General features: G+C 68.3%; 12 protein-coding genes. 4 read left to right on the plus strand and 8 right to left on the minus strand.

What is annotated here, in order from left to right; all coding sequences use genetic code 11:
* The first annotated feature begins 93 nt into the window (after window positions 1–93).
* The gene (locus tag WKF39_RS06190) at window positions 94–2,682 is read left to right on the plus strand and encodes a DEAD/DEAH box helicase (protein ID WP_340386391.1); all 2,589 of its coding nucleotides are present in this window, start codon (window positions 94–96) and stop codon (window positions 2,680–2,682) included.
* Window positions 2,683–2,691: 9 nt separating this feature from the next.
* Here WKF39_RS06190 and WKF39_RS06195 read toward each other — a convergent pair whose 3' ends face one another.
* From WKF39_RS06195 to WKF39_RS06215, 5 genes are all read right to left on the minus strand, one after another.
* Window positions 2,692–3,963: a histidine-type phosphatase gene (locus WKF39_RS06195; RefSeq protein ID WP_340386393.1), complete on the minus strand. Its 1,272-nt coding sequence runs from the start codon at window positions 3,961–3,963 to the stop codon at window positions 2,692–2,694.
* Window positions 3,964–3,985: 22 nt separating this feature from the next.
* On the minus strand, window positions 3,986–5,239 hold the full coding sequence (locus WKF39_RS06200; protein WP_340386395.1) for a histidine-type phosphatase: 1,254 nt from the start codon (window positions 5,237–5,239) through the stop codon (window positions 3,986–3,988).
* A gap of 33 nt (window positions 5,240–5,272) precedes the next feature.
* Window positions 5,273–6,184 carry an alpha/beta hydrolase gene (locus WKF39_RS06205; RefSeq protein WP_340386397.1) on the minus strand — a complete coding sequence of 304 codons (912 nt, stop codon included), beginning with the start codon at window positions 6,182–6,184 and terminating at the stop codon, window positions 5,273–5,275.
* A 105-nt stretch (window positions 6,185–6,289) separates the two neighbouring features.
* On the minus strand, window positions 6,290–6,565 hold the full coding sequence (locus WKF39_RS06210; protein WP_340386399.1) for a GlsB/YeaQ/YmgE family stress response membrane protein: 276 nt from the start codon (window positions 6,563–6,565) through the stop codon (window positions 6,290–6,292).
* A 95-nt stretch (window positions 6,566–6,660) separates the two neighbouring features.
* Entirely contained in the window at window positions 6,661–7,023 is a 363-nt protein-coding gene (locus WKF39_RS06215; RefSeq protein ID WP_340386401.1) for a hypothetical protein, read from the minus strand.
* A gap of 100 nt (window positions 7,024–7,123) precedes the next feature.
* On the opposite strand from WKF39_RS06215, the gene WKF39_RS06220 reads away from it, so the two are divergent.
* From WKF39_RS06220 to WKF39_RS06230, 3 genes are all read left to right on the plus strand, one after another.
* Window positions 7,124–8,392 (plus strand): DUF222 domain-containing protein, encoded by a 1,269-nt coding sequence (locus WKF39_RS06220; protein WP_340386402.1) that lies wholly within the window; start codon window positions 7,124–7,126, stop codon window positions 8,390–8,392.
* A gap of 69 nt (window positions 8,393–8,461) precedes the next feature.
* Window positions 8,462–9,043, plus strand: a complete 582-nt coding sequence (locus WKF39_RS06225) for a hypothetical protein (RefSeq protein WP_340386404.1) — start codon at window positions 8,462–8,464, stop codon at window positions 9,041–9,043.
* Window positions 9,040–9,564, plus strand: a complete 525-nt coding sequence (locus WKF39_RS06230; RefSeq protein WP_340386406.1) for a hypothetical protein — start codon at window positions 9,040–9,042, stop codon at window positions 9,562–9,564. The genes WKF39_RS06225 and WKF39_RS06230 overlap by 4 nt, the downstream gene beginning before the upstream one ends.
* 18 nt (window positions 9,565–9,582) lie before the next feature.
* Here the strand turns inward: WKF39_RS06230 and WKF39_RS06235 are convergent, their stop codons facing one another.
* The 3 genes from WKF39_RS06235 to WKF39_RS06245 form a co-directional block, all read right to left on the minus strand.
* Window positions 9,583–10,023 (minus strand): hypothetical protein, encoded by a 441-nt coding sequence (locus tag WKF39_RS06235; RefSeq protein WP_340386408.1) that lies wholly within the window; start codon window positions 10,021–10,023, stop codon window positions 9,583–9,585.
* Window positions 10,024–10,066: 43 nt separating this feature from the next.
* Window positions 10,067–11,551: a serine/threonine-protein kinase gene (locus tag WKF39_RS06240; RefSeq protein WP_340386410.1), complete on the minus strand. Its 1,485-nt coding sequence runs from the start codon at window positions 11,549–11,551 to the stop codon at window positions 10,067–10,069.
* A 66-nt stretch (window positions 11,552–11,617) separates the two neighbouring features.
* Window positions 11,618–12,589, minus strand: a complete 972-nt coding sequence (locus tag WKF39_RS06245; protein WP_340386412.1) for an FhaA domain-containing protein — start codon at window positions 12,587–12,589, stop codon at window positions 11,618–11,620.
* Between the last annotated feature and the right edge of the window lie 41 nt (window positions 12,590–12,630).

Raw genomic sequence — 12,630 nt, forward strand, 5'->3', positions numbered from 1 at the left:
CGGCGTCCATCCCGGCACCTCGACGACTGGCGAAAGGCGAAAGTCGCTCGACCTCGATGACCGCCACTTGGAGGCGTGAGCGACAATAAAGGGATGCCCACCTCCACGGATCTGCGCAGGCTTTTGCAGTTTCCGGTGGACTTCGTGGCCGGTGATGATCCGGCCGATTCACGCTTCGTCTTTCACGCCCCGGAGGGTGACCACGCGGCCACTGCCAATCAGTCGATCGGCGCGCTGAGCCAGGGCATCCGGGTCATGTCGGCGGACCCCTCCGTACGCGCGTGGGCCACTCCCGCGATTCTCGCGCTGCGGATCATGGCCCGGGGCGCACTGGGATCACCCGATGCGACCGAGCTCAACCAGCTGCAGAACGCCGGTGCAGCGATCGGCCCCAATGCCGGCGCCGGTCAGGCCAAGATCAGCGCATTTCTCAAGGCCCTGGCCGTCGACGCCCCCGCTGCGGCATCGACCCCGCAGCGACAGCCCTATGTGTCTCCGCACGCAGCCCAGCCGCGCAAGCGCGAGACGACGTTCTCCTGGTCGCTGATGGTGTCGTTCCTCGAGCAACCGACGCCTGAGCAGGCCGCGGTCGTACGCCTGCGGATCCACCCCCGCTCGGGTTCGTGGGCGGCTTTCGACGCCGGAGACCTGTTCGGCAGTCCGTCGCACCCTCTGGCGCCAGATGCCAAGGAGCCGACAGCCGCGATGCTTCGCCGGGTCGAGCCCTGGTGGCCCGCCGCCGAGCGCATGCGCGATCCGCACTCGCGCGGCGCCGTGACGGTGAGCCCCGATGAGCTCGCCCGCCTGGGTGACCGGAGCCTCGCACCGACGCTGATGGCCAACCGCATCGAGGTCCGCTGGCCCCCCGAGCTCGTGCGCGAGCTGTCCACGTCGGCGATCGTGCGCCGCGAAGAGACACCGCGATCTGACCGCCCGTCGGCCTTCACGCAGGGTCAGCTCTTCTCCTTCGACTGGCAGGTCGCGCTCGGCGACGACATCCTGTCGGCGGCCGAGCTCGATCAGCTCGCCCAGTCGCAGACCGGACTCCTGCGGCTGCGGGATCGCTGGGTCTTCGTCGACAAGTCACGGCTGCAGCGCGTGCTCGAGCGTCGTACGCGCGAGATCTCGCCACTCGAGGCGCTGCGAGCCGCCGTGACAGGCGAGCTCGAGATCGACGGACGGATGACCGAGGTCGACACGGTCGGCTGGCTCGAGGACGTACGCCGGCGGCTCGCGGTGCAGGACCGGGACATCGCACCGGCGGTGCAGCCCGAAGGGCTCGACGGGACACTGCGCGACTATCAGCTGCAGGGCCTGCGCTGGATGACGCAGCTCGTCGACCTGCGCCTCGGCGGCATCCTCGCTGACGACATGGGGCTCGGCAAGACCGTCATGCTGATCGCGCTGCACCTCCAACGCTCGGTCGAGTCGAGCGCGCCGACCCTGGTGGTGTGTCCGGCATCCGTGCTCGGCAACTGGGAGCGGGAGATCAAGCGGTTCGCACCGGGCGTCAGCGTCCGTCGCTACCACGGGCCCAGGCGCCGGCTCGACGGAGTCAATGACGGATTCCTTGTCACGACCTATGCCACGATGCGCTCCGACGTGATCGAGCTGTCCGAGCACAGCCCGGGCTGGGGGCTGGTCGTCGCCGACGAGGCGCAGAACATCAAGAACCCGCACGCGCGCACGGCCCAGGCCATCCGGGACATCCCCGCCGTGGCCCGCCTCGCCCTGACCGGCACGCCGGTCGAGAACAACCTCTCCGAGCTGTGGGCGATCCTCGACTGGACCACGCCGGGTCTCCTCGGGACATACCAGCAGTTCCGCAACACCTGGTCTCGTGCCATCGAGTCGCGCCGCGACACGGGCAAGGCCACCGGGCTGTCCCAGCTCATCCGGCCGTTCGTGCTGCGCCGCCGCAAGTCCGACCCCGGCATCGCCCCCGAGCTGCCGCCCAAGATCGAGACCGACCACCGCATCAACCTGACGCGTGAGCAGGTCGGCCTCTACGAAGCGGTCGTACGCAGCACGATGGCGCAGATCGAGGCGGCCCAGGGCATTCAGCGCCGCGGCCTCGTCGTCAAGCTGCTGACGCAGCTCAAGCAGATCTGCAACCACCCCGCACAGTTCCTCCGAGAGCCGGCCGCACGGCTGGGCGGACGCTCCGGCAAGCTCGGCGTCTTCGACGAGCTGGTCGAGGAGATCGTGGCCGAGGACGGAGCGACGCTGGTGTTCACGCAGTATGCCGTGATGGGCCGGCTGCTGACGCGACACCTGGAGGAGAAGAAGATCGCGCACCAGTTCCTCTACGGCGCCACCACGATCCGCGCACGCGAGAAGATGGTGCACCGGTTCCAAAGTGGGCAGGTGCCGGTGTTCGTGCTGTCGCTCAAGGCTGCCGGAGTCGGTCTCAACCTCACCCGCGCCGACCACGTGATCCACTACGACCGCTGGTGGAACCCTGCCGTCGAGGACCAGGCCACCGACCGCGCCCACCGCATCGGCCAGACCAAGAACGTGCAGGTGCACCGGCTCATCAGCGAAGGGACGATCGAGGAGTCGATCGCCGAGCTGATCCGATCCAAGCGCTCCCTCGCCGATGCCGTCGTCAACGGTGGCGAAGGAGCGCTGACCGAGCTGTCGGATGCCGCGCTGGCGGACCTGGTGAGACTGCGCAGGTAGCGAACACGCTCAGCCCAGGCAGCTCTTGAGCTCGCCCAGACGGTAGAAGTACGAGGTCGCCTCCACCGGTGTGCAGGCACTCGCGAACTTGGCGGGCTGCTCGTTGTGGCGCATCGTCACGAGCACGGCCCCGCCCTTGCGGTAGGCGGCCCACTCGATGTTGCCCGCGAGGCGGCCGGCGACGAATCCACGCCACGGGTTGTTGCCCCACGTGTAGGGCGCGCTCTTCAAAGCCTGCTTGGTGCTGCCAGGCACCTTGATCAGGGCACCGAACGGCATCGTGGTCTCGCCGTGCCCGTGCCGGAACACCGCGGCCGTACGTCCCCCGGCGATCCGCTGGTCGAGTCGCGCGAAGAAGTCCGCGAGGACCGGCTTGGCCTGCGTGTAGGAACTCACCTGCCCCGCGACGCCCGGCCCGTAGCGATAGAAGTTGCCGGTGTCCTTGACCATGGCGAGGCGGCGCGCGTCGTCGATCGGCACGTAGTTGGCGAACGTGATGGTGGTGTCGCCCTTGAGCCCGGGAGCCGTGGCGTAGAGGGCGTAGACGTCCAACGCCGCGGCGACGGGATCGCTCAGCCCGTCGACGAACGACGGCCGGTAGATGCGCTCGAGCAGGTGCTTGGAGCTGGCCAGGACGCTCGATTGGCGCCTGTTGGCCGCGATTGCGGCCCTGCCTGCCCTCGTCGACCCGCTCTCGATCAGGAGCCGTTCGTCGACGACGCGGGCGGCGAAGTCGAGTCCGGGGACTTTGGCTCCGAGCGTCTCCCTCATGTAGCGCGCGCTCTGGAGTGTGCGATAGACGCCTGAGACCCTCATCTGGACCTTGTCGCCCTTGGCAGCGGCCCGGGTGAAGAAGCCCGCGTAGTTGACGGCCGTACGCCGACCGAACCCCCGCAACTCATCCTTGCCCCGGGCGCTGAGGTTGCCGTAGCCGATGCGTTGCTCGACCGCCCGGAACGCGGCCAGGTCGTTGTCGAACTGCGTGCCCAGGGTCGTGAGCTTGCCCTGCGACGACGCGCGCTGCCACAGCGCGAGTGCGCGGTCCTCGACGGTGTCGCTTGTCAGCGTGCGGGAGCCGTGGCGTCCCACCGTCTCGAGGAACAGCAGCTCATATCCCGCAGGTGGGGCCTTGACCTGGGTGCTGGCGGGGTTGCCATACGGAGTCTGGTTGGCGTAATAGTTCGCGTTGCTGACGAGGTCGGCCCGGGCGGATGTCGTCAGTCCCGCCATGACGGCGCACATGAGCAGAGCGAGCAGGACCGCCGTTCCACGGGACCTCATCGACCTACTCTACGCCGAGCGCTCAGCCGAGGCAGCGCTTCAGCTCGGCAGGACGGTAGAAGAAGGGCACGGTCGCTCGGCAGGACTTCTGCAGCTTGACCGGCCGCTCGTTGTGACGCACGGTCACAAGTGCCTTGCCGGAGCGATCCCGATAGGCCGCCCACTCGATGTTGCCGGCGAGGCGACCCGCGACATGGCCGCGCCACGGGTTGTCGGCATACGTGAAGACCTCACGCTTGGGAGCCTGCTCCCCACTGCCAGGGAGCTGCAAAAGCGCCGCGAACGGCATCGTGGTCTCGCCGTGCGCCAACCGGAAGACAGCCGCCGTGTCGCCCCCCTTGAGGCGCTTGTCGAGCTGGGCGAAGAAGTCCCGGAGCAGCGGCTTCGTCGCCTGGTAGGAGTTGGGCTCACCTTTGACCCCCGGTCCGTAGCGATAGAAGTTCTTCGCATCGATCGCGTATGCGAGCACCTTCGCGTCCTCGAGCGACACATAAGGATCGAACGTGACGCCGGAGTCCGCGCGCATGCCCGGCGCGGTGCAATAGAGCAGATAGACGTCGAGCGCCGCGGCGACGGGGTCCTCGAGGCTGTCGACAAAAGCCTTGTCATAGAGCCGGCCCAACAGCCGCTGCGAGGCAGCTGCCACCTCGGGGCTGTCAAGGATCTTCTCGACAGCGTCATTGCCGGCAAATGACGCGCCGTTGCCGATGAGCAACCGGGCGGGGTCAAACGCGTAGGGCGCGGCCTTGAGACCCGGGATGCCGGCCGCAAGACCCGACTCCATCGCCTCGGCGCTGTCGACGGTCCTCTGGACCCCCGAGGTCTTGAACTCGACCTCATCGCCGGCGGCAGTCGCTTCGGCCAGGAACGTGCGATAGCTGTCGGCCGTACGGCGGCCGATGCCCCTCCACTCCGCGGCGCCGATCGTGCTCAGGTTGCCGTAGCCAACCCGCTGCTCGGCCTGCTGGAAAACCCGGAGGTCCTTGGCGAAACGATTGCCGAGTGATGTCGTCGCATACTGGCCTGCGGCGCGCTTCCACACGCTCAACGAGCGTCGCTCGGCCCCCGAATTGGTCAGCGTTCGCGCGCCGTGGCGGCCGACGGTCTCCAGGAAGGCCAGCTGATAGCCCTTCGGCGGCGTCTTGATCGGAGCGGCCGCGGCATTGCCATACGGCGTCTGGTTGGCGTAGTGGTGGTGGTCGATCGACGGCCCGACCTGCGACTGCGCGGCGACGCCTGCGAATGCCGCGATGATCATCGCCACGAGCTTGAGCATGGTCCCCGATCCGGATGTTGGGCCGTGATCAGTCTAGGACGCCGGGGCAGCCAAGGAGCGCACGAACTCCACCTGTCCGGCGACCGACGTGTCGAACGGCGCACCGTCATAGATGTCGAAGTGTGCGACGTCGAATCGCTCGACGTGCACCGGGCCGGCGACGCGACGACCGACCCGCTCGACGGCCTTGACCGGAGCGATCGTGTCCTTGGCCGCGACGACCAGGAAGACCGGCATGTGCAGACGACCGGCCCTGGTCACCGGCCGGTTGATCAGGATCGGCAGGATGCCCCGTGCCTGCATCTCGTTGCGGAACGTGGGACCCATGATCTTGGCGTAGCCGGACTCGCCGTCGGCCGAGCTGATCGCGGCGAGAGATCCCGGCGGGCCCACGATCGGGATCATGTGGGGCTCGCGTCGCAGGATCGCGTGGCCGACGTCCCGCAGCGCGTGGCCCGTCAGCTTGAGGAGCTGAAGCGGACCGGCATATCCCCAGATCAGCATCACGGCCGCGAGCCCGTCCATCGCTGCACCCTGTGAGATGACGCCGGCGACCCGGTTGTCGTCGGCGGCCACCGCAATGACGTGTCCACCCGAATAGGAGCTGCCCCACAGGATGACCGTGTCGGGGTCGACGCCCTCGAGCGCACGGGCGTGGGCGACTGCCGCGACATAGTCCTCACGGTGTCGACGGTGGTCGACGTTCTGGCGCTGGTCTCCCGCCGACATACCGAACCCGCGATAGTCGAACACCAGCACGTCGGCGCCTGCGGCCTGGAACCGCTCGGCGAACGGCTCGAGGCCCGCATCCTTGGTCGCACCGAAGCCGTGCGCCATCACGACGCAGGGGCGGCCCCGGGGGCCGGTCAGCTCGCCGGTCTGCGCCGGGAAGTGCCACGCGGAGATGCGGGTGCCATGGCTGTGGAACGAGACGTCGTTGCGCATGTGTTGAGTGTGCTGCGCGTGCGCGGGCTCGGCCACCCGAATCACGCCCAACACAGCGAGAGGGACCCCGACCCAAGGCCGGGGTCCCTCTCGCTCATGGATGCGTCAGCGGCGCACCTTGTGACTGCTGCGCCCGGTCACCGTGGATGCGATGACCACGAGCACGGCTGCGGTCACCACGGCGACGGCCCAGCGGGCCCAGTCGACGCCGGAGGTGTCGCCGCCACTGAGTGCGGCGTAGATGTAGTTGCCCAGCAGGACGCCGCCGATGCCACACACGATGGTGAGCCAGATCGGGATGTTGTCCTTGTCGCCGGGGGCGAGGAACTTGCCGAGCAGACCGATGATGACGCCTGCGATGAGTAGACCGATGATGTCCATGAGGATTCCTCACTACTGTGTTGCTGATGATGCGGCGGGTGCGCCGCTCAGTAGGTGTACCCCTCGGCAGTCGACTGATTCACGCGGACATGCTGTCAGTTGCGGCGGTCCGCGACGATGGCCGCCGCGTTGAGTCCCGCCCACGTGAGGGTCGCCAGCAGCACCTTCGCCTTGGCCCCGGCGGTCTTGGCCTCGGTCGTGAACAGCGCCGAGTCGGTGAGGTCGAGCACGATACGACCGACCATCGCCTGTTCGCGGGCGGCCGGGGTCGGCGCGGCGAGGGCGAGACCACTCACGACGAGGTCCCGGAAGCCGAAGGTCTGGGCAACCACGTCGTACTCGGGTTGCTTCAGCGGGCTGTTGGTCAGCGCCTTGCCGAGGTGGCGCGGCTTGGCCAGCGCGAACACGGAGTAGGCGATGGTCGCGACGGACATGATCTGGCTGTAGCTGGGTCTCATGCCCTCGAGGCTAGCGCGGGCGCGTCGCGACCTCAAGAAATCCCTCAATTCACAGGGTTTTCCACTGGTTCTCGAACGGGTGTTCGACTAGGCTGAGGTCATGGATACGGAGCTGGTGATCGAAGCTATGCGCACCACCGTGCGCGTCCTTCGGACCGGCGACGCGCGGGACCGGGTGCGCGCGATCCAGACAGCGCAGGATGCGCTGGATGCAGCCAAGGCCGAGTGCCTGGCTGAGCTCGAGGTGTCCCGTGACTACGAGATCGACGGAGCCTCGACCCTGAACACGTGGGTGCGCAACGAGCTGCGACTCTCGGCCAAGGACGCCAACGCCCTGACCCGCGCTGCGGCCACGTTGGCTCAGCTGCCGGCCGTGGCCCATGCAGCCGCCGCCGGAGTCATCCGAGCCGATCACGTGGCGGTGTTCACCTATGGTCTCAAGCACATCGACGCCGACATCGTCGCTGCCGCCCAACCGTGGCTGCTGGACGTGGCCCGGTCCCATGAGCCGGTCGAGCTGCACCGGGTGATGCGTGCCCTGCGGGACGCGATCTTCCCCGACGACCTCGACCAGGCCTGGATGAACGGCATGGACAAACAAGACATCCAGGTCAACCCCGTTCCCGGCGGCTACCACCTCACCGGGTTCCTCAACATCACGACGGGGACCGCATTCAAGAAGGTCCTGGACTCCGTGTCAGCACCCCACGACAAGGACGACACGAGGCCTGGGTCCGAACGACGCGTTCAAGGCCTGGACGACCTGATGACCGACATCCTCCAGAGCGGGCTACCGGCCGACAAGGGCGTCCGACCGCACCTGTCGGTCATCGTGGACGCCGACACCCTCGACGCCGGCACCACCGGGGTTCCGGCCAAGCTCGCAGGCTACGGGTCGATCGGCCCCAAGACGTTGGCGCTGATCACCTGCGGCGCTGACCTCACCCCGATCCTGACCCGCACCGGCTCCCCCACCGGGCAGTCCCAGATCCTCAACGTCGGACGGTCCCACCGCTCGCCCACCCTCAAGCAACGCCGCGCAGTCATCGCCCGCCAGGGCGGGGTCTGCGCCGCACCCGGCTGCCAGCACACCCACCTGGAGATCCACCACACCATCTGGTGGTCCAAAGGCGGCCCCACCGACCTCGACCTCCTCATCGGACTCTGCGTCCGCTGCCACCACCTGCACCACCGCGGCATGCTCCTCATCACCGGCAACGCCGTCCGAGGCTTCACCTTCACCGACCGCGACAACCGGCCCCTCCTCGCCGCCTACCGACAACGCCGAGCACAGTTCCACGAGAACTACCTCATCCGCAGGACCGCCGCCGGCATACGACAACGCCGACAATCCAGACTCACCGCATAGCGGCGGCCAGGGGCTGGCCTCGCCGCACCCTCGAAGCCCGACCTGCAGAGTCGTGGCAGGCTGTACGCCATGCAGATCCCCAGGACCCGTGGCTTCCTCGCCGCGGTCGTCATCTTGATGCTCACGATCGTCCAGCTCGCGGTCGGCGCCTTCGCCGGACTGGAGCAGTTCGAGGGCAAGGCCTTCGGCTACCGCCTGATTGCCTATCCCCTGCTGATGCTGATCGTGCCGGCGATCTGGTGGTGGTGCAGCCGCGACCATACGACCGCGAACGCGCTGCCTTGGGCCGCATTCGCCCTGATCATGTCGCCCTTCCTGGTCGACGTCTCGGGCAACACGCTCGATCTCTACGACAAGGTCGGCTGGTGGGACAACGCCAACCACTTCGTCAACTGGCTGTTGCTGCTGTGGGGGTGCGGACTGCTGCTGAGCCTGCTGTGGACCGGCCCGAGATGGGGGCTGGTCCTCACGATCACCGGTCTCGGTGCGATCCTCGCCGTCGGTTGGGAGCTCGGCGAGTGGTACACATTCATCAGGCGCGGCACCGAGCTCGACGGCGCATACGAGGACACCCTCAGCGACGAGCTGCTGGGCACGCTCGGAGCGCTGGTCGCGGCGCTGATCGTCCGGCGACGAGGAGCCACGACATGACCGAGAACTTCACCATCGAGGACGCCCGCGCGATCGCGATTGGCGTGCATGCCAACCAGACCGACAAGGTCGGCGAGCCCTACATGAGACACGTCGAGTCAGTTGCTGCCGGACTCGCCGACTTCGGGTCAGAGCTCGAGATCGCCGGGATGCTCCACGATGTCGTCGAGGACTCTCTGGAGCAGACCGGACGGCAGATCACCATCGACGAGCTCCGCGCCCAGGGGGTGCCCGAGCGGTCGCTGCAGGCCATCGCCCTGGTCTCGAACAACCTCCACCCCGAGGGATCGAGCTATGAGGACATGATCCTGCGGATCAGTGACTCCCCCGACGCCACCCTCGTCAAGATCTCGGACAATGCTCACAACTCGCTCGCCGAACGCGTCGCCAAGCTGGGTCGCGAGGTGAACCCGAAATATGCGGCCGCCCGCCGATTGCTCTACCCGGCAGCGTCGCCAGAAGACACCGAGCGCATCCTGCGCCGGGTCAACCCTGCACTGCTCGCCGAGCTGGCGGACTGAGCCTCGACCAGCTGGGCCTCAGTGTCGCTTCGGGCGCTGCTGCTCGACGGTCTCCTCGATGTCGGGACCGGTGCTGTAGACAACCTCGTCCTCAGCATCGATGTGCGGGTCCGCGAGCAGCGGGTGAGTCTGGCCGCCGGCGTTGGTGCGGACCGTGTCGGTGGGGGTCCCGCCCGTGTTGCCGGTGGCCGTGTTGCCGGTGGCCTCGCGGACGGCCTCCTGGGCGCGTGCGGCTGCATCCTTGACGCGGGGGTCCTCGGTCACCTTGGTCGCGGTCTCGCGTACGAGATCCTCGGCACGCGCGGTCGCCTCCTTGACCCGCGGGTCCTCCTTGACCTGGCCCGCGGCCTGCAGGATCTGTTCATAGCGCTCGCGGCCGGCCTTGGCGCCAAGCACATAGCCTCCGGCGAAGATCCCGAGGATGGTCAGCTTCTTGATGGGGTGACTGAGGATAGACATGCCTCGAGGGTTACCCACCGAGCCAAACGTCAAGCGCCTGTCGTCACGATGATGCGAGCGGATAGGCGATGAACAGCACGATCGCCAGCGCCGCACCCGCGAGATAGACCGCCGACGTCAGCACTGCGCCGAATCGAGGACGCAGGCCGGTGAGGCCCCGTATGCCGAGCAGGATCGCCGCCGGTGGCATCAACAACCAGGCCACGCCCCACATCGAGAACACATCGTCGGGCCACGCGGTCCCGGCCGTTGCGGCGCACATGGCGACCAGGGCGACATACCAGGGAAACAGCATCGGCAGAGAGCCGCGCAGGGCCGATCCCGCCGCCATCTGGATGCCGCGGGTCATCTGCGCGTCGACGAGGCGAGTGGGCTGGAGTGAGCCCACCGCGGGACCGCCGATCGCCTCGAAGAAGCTGCGGCGGCGCAGGAGCAGGAGCACCGTCGCGATCGAGACCGCGATCATCCACCACGTCCCAGCCGTCGACGGGTCCATCGCGTCCGGGCGATATCGGTCGGGGGCGAACGCCGCGGCCAGCCAGACCAGGCCGGGCACCAGCGCGACCGTGAACGCGCTGAGGGCGAGTCCGACGGCGTAGGCGCGCAGCCTGGTCGAGCGGCTCACCTGTGGGCCCGCGACCGCCCGAGGTGTGTGTGGCGGTGGCGTGGCCGCATGGGGCTCTGCAGCGTGGATGGGCGCGGCGGCCAACGCGGCGAGCATGTCCTGGACCGTGGCATAGCGGTGTGCTGGGTCGATCGCCATCGCCCGCATCACCACGGCCGCCATCCCCGCCGGGACCTGCGGCGTGAGCGACCGAGGGTCGGGGCGCGGCTGCTCGCGGTGGGCCAAGAGCTGCGACGCCATCGTCCCGCGGAACGGGGGGCTGCCGGTCAGGCACTCGAACAGCAGGCAACCCACCGAATAGATGTCGCTGCGCTGGTCGGCGCGGCCCTCATACTGCTCCGGCGGCATGTAGTGCGGGGTGCCGGCGATCGTGGCGGTGGCATCCGAGGCGGCGCGGGCGATGCCGAAGTCGACGATCTTGACGCCTCCCTCGGCCGTGACCAGCACGTTGGCGGGCTTGATGTCCAGGTGCAGGATGCCTGCGTGGTGGCATGCTGCGAGTCCCTCGAGCACGCCGCGCACCACGATGACCGATCGCGGGCTCGGGCCGTGCGACGTCAACAGATCGCGCAGCGACCTGCCCTCGACGAGCTCCATGACCAGGTGCGGCGTGATCTCGCCGTCGCCGTCGGGCATCTGCACCAGGTCGTGCACCGTGACCACGTTGGGGTGCGAGACGCGCGCCAGTGTCGCCACCTCGCGGGTGATGCGACGCATCGCCCGGGGGTCGTCGGCCAGGAAGTGGGAGAACCGTTTGACCGCGACCTCACGTTGCAGCTGGCTGTCACGGGCGCGGAACACGACACCGTGGTTGCCTGCGCCGATCCGGCCTAGCAGCTCGAATCGACGCTCGACCGACATGGTGTCCGCCCGGATCAGGGACGTGGGGAGAGGATCTGCCACCACGGTGATCCTCCTGTTCCTGATCGGGATGCGCGCCGGACGGTATGCCCGGCAGGTCCATTGTCCCTAGTGAGTGGTGACGCCGCGAAGATGCACGGTTCCGGCCGTGTCGAGGGCTGCAACGACGCTCACGCCGGCGAGCTTGACGACGGATCCGGGCCGCAGGGCCTCCCAGTCGTCGATGCGCTGGCCGTCGACCGTGGTGCCGTTGGTGCTGCCGAGATCCTTGATCTGCCATTGGGCGCCCTGGCGCCGGATCGCGGCGTGCCGATAGGAGACCTCGGGCTCCTTGAACGGCACGGGACTCTCGGGCAGACGTCCGAGAACTGCGCCGTCCTTGACTGTCGCGACGTGCCCGCCGCGCTCGAGGCGCAGACCACTGGCGACGTTCATCGTCGGGGCGGTGTCGTCGAGGTCGGGCACCAGCGCCGGGAAGCCCATCGTCGCGGCCGGATCGGCGCGGACCGGCTGCGGCGCGGCGGTGGGTTTGGCTGCCGGCCTGGCTGGCGGCTTCGGTGCTGGCGTGACCACGTCCCAGCCCAGGCGATCAGGTTGCTGGTCGCGCTTCGCCGGGTCGGCGCGGCCGCTGCCCCGGGCCGGCGGGATCCAGCCCGAGCGCAGCCCCGGGTCGACCTCGACCGTCACGTTGACCTGCCGCGGCAGCGCCCAGCCGACCCGCTCGGCGTGATCGGCATACAGCCTCGCCCCGTCCTCGCCCAGTCGTTCGAGGTCTCCGTCGGGATCCAGCCGCTCGAGATCCTCCGGCGCGACGCGCACGGTCAGGTCACCGAACGCCAACCGCTCGCCACTTGGCATCACGACGTGCTGGCCGGTCAACGCGCGTACGAACCGGCGGCGCAGCACAGCCGAGGATCCGGTCGGATAGGCGACGAGCTTGGCGGCGACCTCGGTGGCTGCGGCCTTCTTCGTGCTCGTGCCGAAGATGCTCTGCGCGACCCGCAGGCCGACATAGACCACGGCGATGAAGATCAGCAGGATCAGCAGGTTGAACGTCAGCGTGGAGAGAGTTCCGGTCATGGCATCATCGTGAAGGTCATCCACGCCGCAGGTCGAGCCGC

Origin of the sequence: Aeromicrobium sp., from assembly GCF_037719875.1 — a bacterium.
Lineage (GTDB): Bacteria > Actinomycetota > Actinomycetes > Propionibacteriales > Nocardioidaceae > Aeromicrobium.